This window comes from Bartonella sp. AU18XJBT, assembly GCF_028618595.1.
Lineage (GTDB): Bacteria > Pseudomonadota > Alphaproteobacteria > Rhizobiales > Rhizobiaceae > Bartonella.
This window is the reverse complement of record NZ_JAQITE010000022.1, coordinates 16,432-31,847: the sequence shown is the minus strand read 5'-3', so window position 1 is coordinate 31,847 and position 15,416 is coordinate 16,432. Positions and strand designations below refer to the sequence as shown.

The window sequence follows — 15,416 nt, the reverse complement described above, 5'->3', positions numbered from 1 at the left end:
CGTGATCCCATTGCTACCGGTCGAACGGTTGCTCACGCCATTCAACGGGCACGCGCCAATGCATTGCATGGGGGAACAGAATGAGAGGAGGGACACACAAACTTATGTATCGCACTCAAAATGTCACGGTGCATGCTAATGGCGCGCGTGATCCTGTTGCCACCGGTCGAACGGTTGCTCACGCCATTCAACGGGCACGCGCCAATGCATTGCATGGGGGAACAGAATGAGAGGAGGGACACACAAACTTATGTATCGCACTCAAAATGTCACGGTGCATGCTAATGGCGCGCGTGATCCTGTTGCCACCGGTCGAGCGGTCGCCCACGCCATTCAACGGGTACGCGCCAATGCTCTGCATGGCGGGACAGAATGAGGGCAGAAAGGCAATGAGGGGGAGGGGCGCTTATGGTTGGGAGACACAGAGTGATTAAGAGAAACACAATGAGGGGAGGGAACCTATGAGAGATCCTTTGATGATGTTAGGTCCGCATCAATTTTATGTGGACTGGCTGAATTTCCAATCTTTTGAAGAAGAGTTTTCTGCCTCATGGGTTTGTATGGAGCGTTTTGGTAAGGCACCCAGTTTGCAATTTACCGGCTATGGCAATGATCCCAAAACCATTCATGGCGTTTGGTTTCCAGAAGAATTTGGTGATCGGGTAGCGATAGACGCCATCACCACAACGATCAAAAGAGCAAAGCCCGTTCAGATGCTTCGTTGGATCAATGATACGACCTATAGTGTCCTTCTCCATGGACCCGTGGTGATCACCAGTATCACGAAAGACCACGACTATATCAGTTGCTCTGGTCAATCACAGCGCATCCGCTATTCCATTACGCTCTTGCCTTTTTTTAATGGGGGAAAACCGCAAGGACAAACTCAGGTGGGACAAACCCAAGTGGGACAAATCCAAGTTGGGCAAACTCCATGAAGATACCAGAAAAGCATGTTGTCGTAGAGCTAGAGGATATGAGTCTCGATCTCATCTGCTTTCATCATGCCATGGCTGTGTTAGGGGACCGGAGGCAAGCTGGTTTACTCAATGGCTATTTAGAAGCTACATTGGAAGCCAATCCAGAGATTGCCAAATATGGTGTGCTTTTACCGCGGGGCTTGAAGGTCATTCTGCCTGAATTTGTGTTATCTAATCCCCAAAGCACGGTGAAGCGGCTATGGGATTAATGCGCACACACCCTTTTATTGTGGTCAAGGTGGGAGATAAACCTGTTCATGAGGTTTTTTACCAGCGTCTTTTAACCGCAACCATTACGGACCATGCCGGTAATGAAGCCGATACATTTGAAGCAGAGTTTGATGATAACGGCAATGATTTAGAGGTTCCACAGAGCAACAGCGCTCTCCAGGTGATCTTTGGTTATGAGAACAGCATCAGTGCTTTTATGGGGTGTTTTGTTGTCGAATCGGTTGTAAGTTGTGGGGGCAGTGATGGAGAGATTTTGCGTCTTTGTGGCAAAAGTGCCTCGATGCGTAAAGAACTCAAAGAACAGATGAGTGAACATTTTGATCACAAAACTGTTGGGGAGATTGTTGAGACACTCGCCAAACGCCATGGCTATCAAGCAAAGGTCAGTCCCCAGTTTAGCAAACAAACTTTGCCTTATGTGATTCGCACAGATCAATCCGCGGTTGATTTTTTAACCCGCCTTGCTGACCGCATGCGGGCACGTTTTTTGATCAAGGACAATAAGTTTTTATTTTTAAGCGGAGATAATTTACCAGCACTCAAACTTCATAAACACGACTGTTCCAACTGGGAATTCACGTTAGAGCCACGTACGCAATATGGCACCATTGAAGCTTCTTATTTTGATCGCTCAAAAGGGCAGCAATGCCAAGTCAAGCATCAAACAGGCTTTACTGGTCCCGTGCGCCGTCTGCGGACTTGTTACCCATGTCAAGAGGAAGCACAAGCCGCTGCTGCATCAGAATCAGACCGACTTTGCCGTGCTGTGGGCAGTGGTTCTTTGACCCTTGCTGGGCGCCCCGAAATCATGGCGGATCAACCGTTGCTGCTTCAAGGGTTTCGGGAAGAAATCAATGGTCCATGGAAAGCTGCTACCGTGACCCATCGCTATGAAAAGCAAAGCGGCTACATCACAGAAATTACCTTTGAGGCACCAGAGAAGGGAACAGAGGCATGAGAAAATTAAACCTGTTAGAAACAGAAAACCCAAGAGATACTTTTGCCCCTTCTTTTCGGCAACTTCCCCATAATATTGAAGCAGAACAAGCGTTGCTCGGGGCCATCATGATCAATAATGATGCTCTTGAGAGCGTTTCTGATTTTCTCAAACCAGAACATTTTTTTGAAACATTGCATCAAAGGCTTTTTGATATCATCTTAACAATTGTTCAAAAGGGAAAAGTTGCAGATCCGATTACCATGAAGCCCTTTATTGCAAATGATGAGAACATTGGAGATATCACAGTTTTTAATTATGTTGTTCGTTTAGCCAAAGAAGCTGTCACCATCATCAATACTCAAGATTATGGACAGGTTATTTATGATCTGTTTATTCGGCGCTCTCTAATTAACCTTGGCACTCAAATTGTGAATAGTTCTTTTGATTCTCCCTTAGAACTTACCCCCTCTAAACAAATTGAAGCACTTGAAAATCAGTTGTTTGCATTGGCAGAGAAAGGCAAATATGGAGCTGGTTTTGAAAACTTTGATCGAGCCATTACAAAAGCCATTAACATGGCAAGTGCTGCAAAAAAGCGTTCCTCACAGCTTTCTGGCATGGCAACCCATATTAAAACCCTTGATGAAAAAATGGGCGGGTTGCAACCATCTGATTTGATTATCCTAGCAGGGCGCCCTGGGATGGGTAAAACGTCCCTTGCAACCAATATTGCCTTTAATATTGCCAATGCTTGCAAGCGTCATGATGACAGCCAAGCCAGTGAAGGGGGGATTGTCGGTTTCTTCTCTCTTGAAATGTCAACAGAACAGCTTGCAACCCGTATTATCTCAGAACAAACAAAGGTTTCTTCTTCTGATATTCGACGGGGTAATCTTTCTGATGATCAGTTTATAAACATTGTTCATATGACGCATTCCCTTCAAACAATCCCTCTTTATATTGATCAAACGGGAGCTGTATCCCTTGCACAATTGGCGGCCCGTGCAAGGCGTCTTAAACGACAACATGGTCTAGATGTTTTGATCATTGATTATATCCAACTGATGACAAGCGGTTCAAAGCGTTCTTCTGAAAATCGCGTTCAAGAGATTTCAGCTATTACTATGGGGCTTAAAGCGCTTGCAAAGGAACTCAATATTCCCATTATCGCTCTGTCACAACTTTCGCGCCAAGTTGAAAACCGAACAGATAAACGTCCACAACTCTCCGATTTACGGGAATCAGGTTCAATCGAGCAAGATGCCGATATTGTGTTGTTTGTTTATCGTGAAGAATATTATCTCAACAATGAAGAACAAAAAGAAGGCAGTGCTGAATATCACAAATGGAAAGAAGCAATGGAGCAAGCCAAGGGCAAAGCTGAGGTTATCATAGCCAAACAACGCCATGGTCCAACAGGAATCGTTCCTCTTGCTTTCCAATCTGACTTTACATGCTTTAGTGACCTAACGGATAACGACAACATTCCAGAAATATCCGCTTGAGCTCAAAATAATGATCCGATGACTGAGAAGCAAAATCCTATAGATTCTCACAAAAAATGACGAATCTTAAAACACCCTTTGAAAGGTCTTTAAAGACCCTTTGAGAACCCCTTAAAAATCATGTGAAACAAAATAAATTGGTACAAAACCTGGTGTCAAAATATACAAAACCCGCCGACAAGCTACACAAGCTACACAGATATTTTAATAATATCGCTTTATAAACTTTGGCGGAGAGAGAGGGATTTGAACCCCCGATAGAGTCACCCCTATGCCGCATTTCGAGTGCGGTGCTTTCAACCACTCAGCCATCTCTCCATAATAAAGTGAAACAAAAATCAGCACTATTTGAATGTATAAGGGGTAGATAACCTTCAATTGTTTTTGGTACAACCTTTTTTTCTTTTTTATGGGACTTTATTGACAGAGAATAGAAATTCCTTCATATATACAAAATATAAGCGTGGGGAAATCTGCGCATATTTGTGTTGAAGAAGGTTTTATCCTTCTTTAAAATCTATTACGACTGATAAAAAGCAGCCTATTTTCCCTTATTTCAAGGTAGAAATTAAATAAGAGCTTGGGTGAACGGAAGGATAAAAAATGTTCGCAGTCATTAAAAGTGGTGGTAAGCAATACCGCATTGTTGCTAATCAAGTAGTAAAAGTTGAAAAAGTTAGTGGAAATGCGGGTGATGTTGTTGAATTCAATGACATATTGATGGTTGGGCAAGAAGGTAATGCGGTTATTGGTACCCCTATCGTTGCTGATGCATTGGTGACAGCTGAGATTATAGAACAGGCACGTGGGCGCAAGGTTATCGCATTCAAGAAGCGCCGTCGTCAAAATTCTAAACGCACGCGTGGTCATCGTCAAGAATTTACGAGGCTTCGTGTTTTAGAAATTTTAATGGGTGGTTCAAAGCCTAAAAAAGCAGCTGCGAAACCGATAAAAGAAGAAGCAACTGCACCAAAAGAAACAAAAGTTTCTGCTGCTGTTGAGAAGACGGCTGAAAAAACGGTTGAAAAAAAGACTGCGTCGCAGAAGAAAGCGTCTGTAGCATCAAAGAGTAAGAAAGATTAAAGGAGAGCGTCTATGGCACATAAAAAAGCTGGTGGTTCCTCGCGAAATGGTCGCGATTCAGAATCGAAACGTCTAGGCGTTAAAAAATTTGGTGGTGAAACCGTTATTGCTGGAAATATTATTATTCGCCAGCGTGGTACACGTTGGCATCCTGGCAACAATGTCGGCATTGGAAAAGACCATACGCTTTTTGCATTATCGAATGGAAAGGTTTCCTTTCAACGCAAAGCGGGTAATCGTTCCTATGTTTCAGTCATTCCTATGGTGGAGGCAGCAGAGTAATCTGTAACACTTTCTAGCAACCAATAAGATTTCATTGAATTGTAGTTGTGGTTTTATAAGTATTAAAAGGGAAAGATAGAATCTCATCTTTCCTTTTTTGCGTTGGTACTATAGTAAATGTAGAAGATATACGAAAAAGGTAGAATTGGGGAAATGGCTTTTCTCAAGGAGGGGAGAAGTTTGTGTGATGTGATGTTATATTAGTATTTAGCACTTAACCTATTGGTATTATGATAGAATTTGTTGATAAATTTCTGTATAATAATAGTGATGAGAGACTTTCTTTTTATGCATGAAGAAGTGTCTAGTAATTTCTTTATAAGAGAAGCAGTTTGTTTTCAGGAACTTATGAGAAATTTAATGAAAGCATTATTTATATAATCATTTTGATAAAGATGAATCTTTATATCGGCATTGTGGTATTGATGAGTTGTTATACTGTTTTTAGGTAGTGGTGTGGATAGGTGAGGCTATTCATTTAAAAGGGCATAGGGATAAAAAATCTATAAGATGACAGTCAAAGCTACTTTAAAAGTGACGTGCGTTAAGGAATTTTCGGTAAATCGAGAGTGAAATTATATTTTTAAGGAGGACGGTGTTTAAAAATATAAAAATAACCAACGTGCAATCAGCGCCCTTCAAAAATATTTTTCTGATTTCACTATTATGGTGCATTGTTGGAAATAAACAAGCATAGGAGCTAGGGTTAAGGCAATAATTGCTTTTCATTTTTTACTTTATTTATCTTATTTGTAGAGTTTTTCTTGATTTTGGTAGTTGATAATGGATGGTGCTTGGGGGATATTCATACTTTGCAAATGGTGACAAGGGGCATTGTGTGTTTACAATATTGATTGAAGTAAAGGGGTAGCTTAAAATATATATATGTTATATATTGAGGGTTTTGTATCATAGGATAGCTGCACGGAATTTTAAAGATGATGAGTTGCATGGAGCAATTTTTAATTATGTAATGAATTTATAAAGAGGGATGATAGGTTAAATAAACTTTGAGGAATCAGTTAAAATATTAGCTGAAGTTACGGATGATTGGGAAGGATGCTTTCTTGTAGAGGGAGTAATGAAAAGTTATGTTGAATAACTTTGGAGAATGAGAGCGTTTTTAAAATATAGTTTTTCAGGTGATTGGTGCTGTAAAAATCGGGGTTTTGTCTTTGTTAAAGTAAAAGAGTAAAAGCAAACTTGTGTGTGATGCTTTCAAGCACTTCGCTAGATAATAATATCCAATTGTATTATCGGTTATATTGAGGTATTTAAGCACCTCACTTAGCCATATTCCGTAAAATATAAATAAAGCTGTGGTGGTATTTATAGCTTGTATTTTGGAAAATGCAGCTTTGAAAAGGAATTTATCAGAGATATTGGTGTTCAAATGTGAGGCAATTTGAATTCATGATGAGATATGAGAAAGCAAAAGCAATGAATGTAGATTTTGCCGAGGGTGAAATCTTGTCTATAAGATCTATACAACTTGCAGCTGCTTTTAATCATAAAAATGATGCAATTTATGCTGCTGCTGAATTGCTGGTTCAGGTTGGTGCAGTTGATAAGTGTTATCTGGCAAGCATGCTTGCACGTGAAGAAACAACCAATACTTGGTTTGGAAATGGTATAGCCATTCCTCATGGTATGGCTGAAAATCGTGATTTAATTATCAAGGACGCTGTTGCTGTTATACAGGTTCCTGCTGGTGTTGAATGGCAGGATGGCAAGAAAGCACATTTGGTTATTGCCATTGCAGCGTGTCCAGATCGCTATAGAGAAATTTGTAAAAAATTGACGTCTCTTTTATTTGATAAAAAACAGCTTGAAGTACTTGCAACAACTATGGATAAACAGCAAATTGTTACAACTTTATTTGATCAAGATATGAAGATAGAAAAAACTTTTATTGGTGACCTTTCGGTATGTCAGGAATGGACTTTAGATTATCCAAGTGGTCTTCATGCACGCCCAGCTTCTCTTTGGGTTGATTTTGCAAAAAAGGTTCAAAATTCTATCAGAGTTCGCCATGGTCAATATACCGTTGAAATGAAAAATTTGGTTGGTTTATTGCAATTAGGAGCAAAAAACGGTGATGTTCTAATTTTTTCTACAGATGCCGCAGAAGGAGCACAACTTCTCAATGATGCCATTGCTATTGCAAAAAAAGTGAGTATTAGTGAAAAATGTCTGATGAGAGCAATGGAATCTCAAATAAAGGCTTTTCATGGTTGGTATCCACGCTCTATGCAAAAAGGCATTTCTGGTGTTGGGGCAAGTTCAGGCTTAGCATTTGGTAAGATTTTTATTTTAAGGCAAAATGATATTTCCATAATAGATCAGCCAATTGATTTTGCAGCTGGTGCAGCATGTCTTGAAAATGCTCTTACAAAAACAAAACATAAACTGGCATCTGTGATTTCTGATATTACAGTGCGTATGGGAGCAGATTCTGCTGCGATTTTTTCTGCGCAAATGGTTTTGCTTGAAGATGAAAATTTAATAGCTCAAGCTTGTCGTTTTATAGCAGAAGGTCATGGTGTCGCTTGGTCTTGGGATAGAGCGGTGCGTCAATTTTCAGATATGTTTTTTAAGGTAGATAACCCTTTGTTAGCAGCACGTGCTGTTAATTTAGTTGATGTTGGTCGACGTGTTTTAGGTGAAATCAATCCATCCTATAGATCATTCTTTTTAAATGATATTCCACATGGTGTAATTCTAGTTACAAATGACCTTTCTCCTTCTGATGTAGCACAACTTGATTGTACAAGGGTAAAAGGATTAGCAACAGCGTGGGGAGGTCCGTTATCTCATACAGCTATTTTGGCGCGTACTCTTGGTATTCCAATGGTTGTTGCTGCAGGTGATGATATTTTAGCGATTCAGTCTGATATTCAGGCTATTATTGATGGCGATAACGGGTTTATTTACCTTGATCCTACGCTTGAAGACGTTGAAGATGCTCAAAGGCATATTGATACTGTTGCGCAAAAACGTGTCGGTGAAACAAGTGCGTGTAGGTTACCAGCGCAAACGACAGATGGTCAAAGAATTCGTATCATGGCTAATGTCAACTACGCAAGTCAGGTTCCTATTGCGCTTGATTTGGGGGCTGAAGGTGTTGGACTCATGCGCACAGAATTTTTGTTTTTAGAGAATCCACATATTCCGGATGAAGAGCTACAATTTAATATATACCGAGCGATGATTACAGCTGTAGGAGATAAGCCATTAATTATTCGTGCGCTCGATATTGGTGGGGATAAACAGGTTACGCATTTACATTTATCTAAAGAGGACAATCCTTTTTTAGGTGTTCGAGGAACGCGGCTTTTGTTACGTCGACGTGATCTCTTGGTGCCTCAATTACGTGCTTTATATCGAGCAGCAAAAGAGGGTGGAGATCTATGGATTGTGTTTCCGATGGTCATGTCTGTTTCAGAGATTGTCGCTATAAAAAAGATTGCAGAGGAAATCCGCAACGATATTGATGCACCAAAATTAAAACTTGGTATTATGATCGAAGTTCCAGCAGCGGCCATTATGGCAGATGTATTGAGCGCCCATGTTGATTTTTTTTCAATTGGAACCAATGACCTAACGCAGTATACAATGGCTGTTGATCGGCAAAATCCATACCTTGTGTCTGAAGCTGATAGCCTTGATCCAGCAGTTTTGCGTATGATTTATCAGACTATTCAGGGAGCTGCACAACATAAGTGTTGGGTTAGTGTATGTGGTGGTATGGCTGGAGATCCTTTTGGTGCAATGATTTTGACAGGGTTGGGAATTAATGAGCTTTCTATGATATCTTGCGATATTTATCCAGTAAAGGCGTGTTTACAAACTCATAGTTTTGAAGATATGAAAATTTTAGCACAAAAAGCATTACAATGTGAAACGGCACGAGCTGTACGTGCTCTAAGCAGGGATATAAGGTGATAAAGAACATTAAGAGGTATGAGCTAGCTCATTTTGCAGAGTAATCAGGTCTTTAGTGCTGTAAAACATTATCCTTTAGGACGATTATAGGCAGTATATTAATTTATAATGGTAATTTATCGTTTTACATTAATGAGAGCCCTGAATATCGTAGAGTTTTCTCGTTTTAAATTTCTTTATATTGAATTAATAAAAATTATTTTTTATACGTTACAAGAAAGAGTAACGTATGGATAAAAGCCTTTTATGTATTCTCTCAAATAGCAAGGGATGTTGCAACATTAGGGGATAAATAGCGCGATGGTACTTGGCTTGTACTTTTTATTTAAGGAAAGATGAAGCTATCCAACAGATTTTATACCATTTATAGACACCGCATGAGATAGATATGACAAGCTTTAAGAGATGTTTTTTTTAACAAACGTGTGGATGAGAAAGAAAATAGTATTCTTAGAGTATCTTGTTTTGTTATGAGAGCATATCTCACTTAAAGAATGCAATAATCAAAAGTATGAAGAGTACGTAATCTCTTTTAAATAATAGAGATTACTTTAGATATTTTGAAAACTGTAAAGCTGAATTTAAAAGTATAGGCTAAAAATGAAAATAGCTTTGCATCGTTATGATTTTGTATTTGAAAAAATGAGACTATTTTCTCATTTCAGAAAATAAGATATATTCATGCATATTAAATTAAAAATGCAAAGGTCTTTTTTGTTTAAGTTTTATTTTCTTTAGTATCACCTAAATATAGAACTGTGAAATTGAATAGAGGATTAGAGTAGGGCTTATTCTATAATCCTATGAAAGAGAAAGCTGACACCATAATACTATTTTACAGCCCTCAGTGTTGCAAGAATTCGTGCTATTTGAAAAAATGCATAAGAGGCATTCATCCTCTCTTAAAATGTACTTCCCTCACATACTATCTCTGCTTATGACGTACAAGCAAGTGATTTTAATTAATTCATATGAAGGGGGTATGATGAGAAAAAATCACGATATTCGAGGTTTTTATGATGCATGAACGATAATTTATGTTTATAAATCAATATCTTATATGTTGTCTGAAACATAAAAGTGATGAACAGGTAGATCTCATTTCAAGAGAGAGATGTTTGTAATCAAAGTTATAGTGATTAAGTATTTTCATCCTTGGAGGAAAGAAGGAGATTGAAAATGATTTTTATTGAAATAAAATTTACTATTTGGATAAACAATTTTAATATTAGGCATATAAGAAGTTTATATCGTTATTATGCTATTTATTATTAGGGTAATCAATGGTGTTAAGCGAGAGATATCTAATTATTTGGTTGTGTAAAACCATGGACTGTATGCCAATTTTAAGAGGAGTATTTTTGTGAAGCAGAAAGTGCACAAATGAGCATGAAAGTTTATGACTGGTGACAATCTTTTTATTCCCATTATTGTATTATACAAACCTATCCACGGAAAAAGTTTTTTCTTGAAAAGAAAGGAAGTGCTTGTTATTCAACAGATATAAGCTCTTACTTTAATAAATGAATTTCTTTTTTGAATTTTGAATGTATAATTTAGGCTTGCACGTTATTTCTTTCTGGGTATAGTGCGAGACTTCTGGAGAGGTGGCCGAGTGGTTGAAGGCGCACGCCTGGAACGCGTGTATATGGGAAACCATATCGAGGGTTCGAATCCCTCTCTCTCCGCCATTAATTTAAAACGAATTTTCATATGCTTGATATGACATAGCTTAAAAAGCTCAGGATTTTTTACTGTTTTCAATTGACCAGTTTGCGCTGATCTGTGTCTGTCATTATGTATAACTAGAAATTGCTGGTGAATTTCTATGAATTTTATAATTTTTAAGCTCCTATCCTCTCGATCTTTAGATAACTTGATCTAGCATAAACGATCTTTTCAAATATCATAAAGGGATTTTGCCATTATCACTAACTTCTGATAAAGCTTCAGAATTAATGGTGATCATGGTGCTATTTGCAATTCCGTTGATTAACGGGCTAAATGCGTTTTATCTACACGAGAGGCAACGAATACCTAAGCTTTTCTCACGCAATGTGCTCATTTAAAATTAATGGCATGAATATTTATACAAAATTTTTATCTATACGGTAATCAAAAAAAGGCTGACGTAATATAATAATTGAATATCATTTATGCGGCGTTTTCTTTTATCTCTAAGCTTTGTATATAAATAGATAGTCCGTGTAAAATAAATAAAGGGGCGAAAAAACCTATAAATATACACAGGACGTATAATATAGAAAATGAAAAAAGTTTTCCTGCATATAAAAGCACAATAGAGAATAAAGCTGTTACGATGCGCACACTGGCATCGCCTGCCAAAATCACTTCGGCTAAATTTTCACTAGGTGTGATAGCTTGTCCAATTGTTATTCCCGATACCCTAAAATAAAATTGTCCAATACCTAATAAAAAACCCATAATATAAAGGGAATATTGAGTAAAATTTAAATATAAAACAAAAGAGATTGCGATCACTGCAAAAGCCGGTGTTCCCCATACAAAAAAACGAATTAAAGATGGAAATTTCCGTAAATAATAGGATGAGATAAGACCATTGACTACAAAACCCAGTGCTGACAAAGAAAAAATAGAATTTTGAATAGCTGTAAATTTTATATTATCTGGTGTTATAGATGCAAGAACAAGTGGCAATAGAACAATAGTCCCTGTATAGAGAAAATTGCTCAAAATACGATTAATCGTTAAAAAACGCAACGCAGAAATCCGCCAAAGGCACCGAAAACCAACTCCATAAGCTTTTTGAGATGGCTTTTTTAATAGTTCTTTTACTCTGTTTATTTGTTGTATAGACTTTATACGAAACCATAAGCTGGCATTCAAAAGATAAATCAATACAATAAAGGCTATGGCTGTTTTGTGCCCAAAATGGGCAATTATAAAATATATAAGCAATGGGGATATAATAACAAAAAACTGACAGCAACTAGTATAAAATGCAAAAATTCCAGCTTTTTGTTTGGGAGCTGGAACCAGCTGATTTAAGGCACTATTGTTATTTGGGTTATCAGCCCCCATCAAGAGAGCAAGTAAAAAAAATACAAATAAAATAAATACCGGATTGTTTATAAATAATAAGAACGATAATAAACAAGCGCAAATAATTTGACTATAAAACCCAATTATAAAGCCTTGATAGCGTACCAACACATTTCCCAAACATAAGCCTGCAATTCCAATTGCGATTAAATTAACGACATTTAAAGTAGCAGATGCTTCTCCCGTTGTATCTTGGAATTGTAACAAAGAAAGGCCAATAGATAATACACCACTAGCACAAAAACTCGTCAAACAACCAATCAAAATCATAAGAAAAACAGAATTACGCAATAGCCCTCTCACTCTTAAAAAAAGACTCAAGCCATTTTATGATTTTTTCCATTGTCGAATATGGTTCGGTACTAAATTTCAGTTTTTCATAAAATTTTAGTTCAAATACGTTATAGGCACTTATTTTTTGCAAGTCATCTGTCAGTATTGATTCTATACTTGGCAACGTTGCGCCCATAGATTGAGACAAATAATAGGAAATTACTTTCCAATACATATAAGTACGCTCTCTTGCCAAATAATTTTCCAAGGCATATTTCAGGTGACAACTATCTAAAATATATTTCGAATAATGGTGCAGCGGATAACAAATACAAATAGCATTCGTTTCATGTACGGGACAAGAAGAAATATTAATATTTTTATCATTTCATAATATTATAAAAACTTTCAGTAAGCAGATCTTCTAAATTTAGTCTAGTCACAACAAGATTGGGTGCTAATTTTGGGGCAACATGAGGCCAAGCCAATCTTACTACTAAAGTTTTCAAAACCTTTAAGTCAGATTCTGGATAAGCTTTTTTTAAATTCCCCACCCATATGGTTCTATGACATATAATAATTGGCTCATCTCGTCTGAATGAACAAGATGTAATTCTAAACCAATATTATCACAAAGTTTTTAGTTTTTGAATTGCTCGTATCCTAATCTGGTATTCTTAAATCATCATAGGAACTAAAGAGTTTTTAAGTATTTCAACTTTTATTAAACTTTGTAATAATGTATTGGAATCTCCTCTTCACGGACTTCGACAATTATTTTCTCACCACTATAAGAACAAAAATTATCTTTGAATTTGCTTACTTTTAGAAAGAAAAATGAGCAACACTCTTCCTTAACTAAAAGAAATACGCTCTCTACCTTTTTCTTTATGATGATCAAAAACCTATTCTGTTACAATTTAACCATTAATTATTAGGATAAATATTCTGCGTTTAGCCTAATAAACTGTTATGATCGATGGTTTCTCTCTGTTCTAAAAATCAGCGCTTTTCTTCTTAGAGATACTCGTAATTGCTGTACAATCTTTCCCCAAAAGGCACTCCTTCAACATTGCTATTAACACGATCATTCTGAGAAGTTTTATACATACACACTGCCTTATACCGAATGCTACGTATTTTTTAACTTACTCAATAAACCAACATCTTCTAATGGGCAAAATAAATCACGAAATTTGTGTGCTGTCACAATTCGAAAAACAATCACATATCTCCCTCTAATAATAGACGATGTGATTAGAAGAAAGCCTTAATGATATCGGTATAATAAATTAACTGGAAAAAATTGCCAGCACTGATAGAACAAATTTTATTTTATGCCTTGAAACTTTCTCTAAATTTTAATCCTTTTTGTTAAAGGTTCTTATGTAATCTTTTCTATATTCAGCATTCTTTTTCCCCTTGTTTGCAACAAAAGATTAATAGCTAAATTCACCTATGTTATAATAGTTCTTCTTTTGGTAAAATAGGGCTGCTTCAAACTCGACATGTAAATATTTTAATTCTTTAATATATTATCTTCATATGCTTTAGATTAACAACACACCAAAACAAAAAAATTTATTTTACTTAAGTTATTGAATATTATTTAAAAAATATGGAAATAAAGTGATGCAAGAGTTAAACAAATTATTTAAAAGTTCAAATCCACCTACATTAGAGCCATCACGCATGGTAATAGCAGTTGTCATTAGGTATACTAAGTATACTTGATAGCTTTTTTGCTTCATGCCTGTAGAGGAAGTTCCAGATAGAGATAATACCAGAATCTATTCGTGAATGCTCGATAATAAAGCTATAAACAAAATTATTTCCCTTTTGCTTAATCCGTTAAGCCTGATACATTTTTTATTCCTAAAGAATAACGCTCTATTGTGTGCTGTAAAATGCGGTTTCTAAAAAATTTCTATGTTGGTTTGGGGTGGGGTCCGTAAACTTCAGAACCTTATCTTCTACAGAACCTAGGGGCGTATTATGGGAAGCAGGAGTAAAAGAGTAAAATCCTGTATGAGAAAGAATCCATTAGAGTCTATTAAAGAGCGAGCAGTTACCTATCTCCAATAGTGAGATTTTCTGTAGCAATTGCATATATGCATCCTACTTCTGCTGCAATTGATTTGTGTCTTGTATTGGCAGGTAGATGTATAATATCTCCTGGTGTACAGGTTATACGTTTTTCGCTATAGGAAAAATCTAACTCTCCCTCTATAATTAAGAGAGTTTCATTGACCTTGTGAATATGCCAATCGTGTATTTTTTTGGGGAAGTCTCTTTGTATCTCTATTGATCCTTGTTTTGGCATCATCATTTTTAATATATCATAGATATTTTTATTTAATTTAATTTTAGAAAATTTAGTCATTATCGTGCTCCATTATATGATATGGGCAAGGTGGGCATTCAATATTATTATCTTGCAAGAAATATTGCGTCCACTCTCTATTCTGAGGATCGACATATTTTCCTAAAAAGGGGATTTTGTGATAATATCAAAAGGTTCAAGTCTTTTTCCTACAGCGGAGAATGCATTTTTTGCTTTTTGTTCTGTATATAGTAGATCAGAAAAAACCCACCTAGGCTGGAAAGTTAACATAAATGTAGAACTTTTTCTACTTATTCTGTTTATATGAGACGGGGTCTTGTAAACTATAAACATAGGTTCGCCATGAAAGCAGAACTCCCATAGAGGATTGTCCATATTTTTTGGTATATGCTTAGGTCATTCTCGGTCATCAAGCATTTTCAAATCGTTAAGCATAGACCAGAATTTTTCTCTATAAACTTCGATACTTTGTACGGGGGCAGGTTCCTCGAATGCAACAAAAGATGTGTACTTTCCAAATTTTTTATAGTTATCGCAATAATTTATCAGGTCTTCCATCATATTTTTGCGGTCAACTTATTGTAGAATCCAAATCTAAGCATATTTTTTGAGTATCCATTTACACCGAATAGGCAGGGAAAAGGTCTAATTGTGTTATTCATGGTTGCATCGAATTCTTTAAAAACGACCTGCTTCCATTTTTCATATTTGTCTATATTTTCAATTATTTGCGCTGCTGAATCCATGTT

Annotated in this window: 12 protein-coding genes, 2 tRNA genes and 1 pseudogene; 10 read left to right on the top strand and 5 right to left on the bottom strand. The window is 36.8% G+C overall.

What is annotated here, in order from left to right; translation table 11 throughout:
• Positions 1 to 104 precede the first annotated feature (104 nt).
• The 6 genes from PVV60_RS06940 (at position 105) to PVV60_RS06915 (ending at position 3,656) form a co-directional block, all read left to right on the top strand.
• Complete coding sequence (locus PVV60_RS06940; RefSeq protein ID WP_273723971.1) at positions 105 to 230, top strand: hypothetical protein; 126 nt, start codon at positions 105 to 107, stop codon at positions 228 to 230.
• A gap of 20 nt (positions 231 to 250) precedes the next feature.
• Positions 251 to 376, top strand: coding sequence for a hypothetical protein (locus tag PVV60_RS06935; RefSeq protein WP_273723970.1), 126 nt, complete (start codon positions 251 to 253; stop codon positions 374 to 376).
• 85 nt (positions 377 to 461) lie between these two features.
• Positions 462 to 938, top strand: coding sequence for a phage tail protein (locus PVV60_RS06930; protein ID WP_273723969.1), 477 nt, complete (start codon positions 462 to 464; stop codon positions 936 to 938).
• On the top strand, positions 935 to 1,189 hold the full coding sequence (locus PVV60_RS06925; RefSeq protein ID WP_273723968.1) for a tail protein X: 255 nt from the start codon (positions 935 to 937) through the stop codon (positions 1,187 to 1,189). Before PVV60_RS06930 ends, PVV60_RS06925 begins: the two co-directional genes overlap by 4 nt.
• A complete protein-coding gene (locus PVV60_RS06920; RefSeq protein WP_273723972.1) occupies positions 1,189 to 2,169 on the top strand; it encodes a phage late control D family protein in 981 nt (326 codons plus the stop codon). The genes PVV60_RS06925 and PVV60_RS06920 overlap by 1 nt, the downstream gene beginning before the upstream one ends.
• A complete protein-coding gene (locus PVV60_RS06915) occupies positions 2,166 to 3,656 on the top strand; it encodes a replicative DNA helicase (RefSeq protein ID WP_273723967.1) in 1,491 nt (496 codons plus the stop codon). Before PVV60_RS06920 ends, PVV60_RS06915 begins: the two co-directional genes overlap by 4 nt.
• 228 nt (positions 3,657 to 3,884) lie before the next feature.
• Here PVV60_RS06915 and PVV60_RS06910 read toward each other — a convergent pair.
• Positions 3,885 to 3,974, bottom strand: a tRNA-Ser gene (locus tag PVV60_RS06910).
• A 285-nt stretch (positions 3,975 to 4,259) separates the two neighbouring features.
• Here PVV60_RS06910 and rplU point away from each other — a divergent pair.
• The 4 genes from rplU to PVV60_RS06890 all read left to right on the top strand — a co-directional run bounded on the left by rplU (position 4,260) and on the right by PVV60_RS06890 (position 10,657).
• A complete protein-coding gene (gene rplU, locus PVV60_RS06905; RefSeq protein ID WP_273723966.1) occupies positions 4,260 to 4,739 on the top strand; it encodes a 50S ribosomal protein L21 in 480 nt (159 codons plus the stop codon).
• Positions 4,740 to 4,751: 12 nt separating this feature from the next.
• Positions 4,752 to 5,021, top strand: coding sequence for a 50S ribosomal protein L27 (rpmA, locus tag PVV60_RS06900; protein ID WP_273723965.1), 270 nt, complete (start codon positions 4,752 to 4,754; stop codon positions 5,019 to 5,021).
• Between the two features lie 1,413 nt (positions 5,022 to 6,434).
• Entirely contained in the window at positions 6,435 to 8,966 is a 2,532-nt protein-coding gene (ptsP, locus tag PVV60_RS06895) for a phosphoenolpyruvate--protein phosphotransferase (protein WP_273723964.1), read from the top strand.
• Between the two features lie 1,601 nt (positions 8,967 to 10,567).
• A tRNA-Ser gene (locus PVV60_RS06890) sits at positions 10,568 to 10,657 on the top strand.
• Positions 10,658 to 11,120: 463 nt separating this feature from the next.
• Here the strand turns inward: PVV60_RS06890 and PVV60_RS06885 are convergent.
• From PVV60_RS06885 to PVV60_RS06875, 4 genes and pseudogenes are all read right to left on the bottom strand, one after another.
• Positions 11,121 to 12,320 (bottom strand): MFS transporter, encoded by a 1,200-nt coding sequence (locus tag PVV60_RS06885; RefSeq protein WP_273723963.1) that lies wholly within the window; start codon positions 12,318 to 12,320, stop codon positions 11,121 to 11,123.
• Positions 12,321 to 14,391: 2,071 nt separating this feature from the next.
• Positions 14,392 to 14,706, bottom strand: coding sequence for a cupin domain-containing protein (locus PVV60_RS06880; RefSeq protein ID WP_273723962.1), 315 nt, complete (start codon positions 14,704 to 14,706; stop codon positions 14,392 to 14,394).
• A pseudogene (locus PVV60_RS10855) lies at positions 14,699 to 15,225 on the bottom strand (YqcI/YcgG family protein). The gene PVV60_RS06880 and the pseudogene PVV60_RS10855 overlap by 8 nt, the downstream one beginning before the upstream one ends.
• Positions 15,225 to 15,413 (bottom strand): hypothetical protein, encoded by a 189-nt coding sequence (locus PVV60_RS06875; RefSeq protein WP_273723961.1) that lies wholly within the window; start codon positions 15,411 to 15,413, stop codon positions 15,225 to 15,227. Before PVV60_RS06875 ends, PVV60_RS10855 begins: the two are co-directional and overlap by 1 nt.
• Positions 15,414 to 15,416 lie beyond the last annotated feature (3 nt).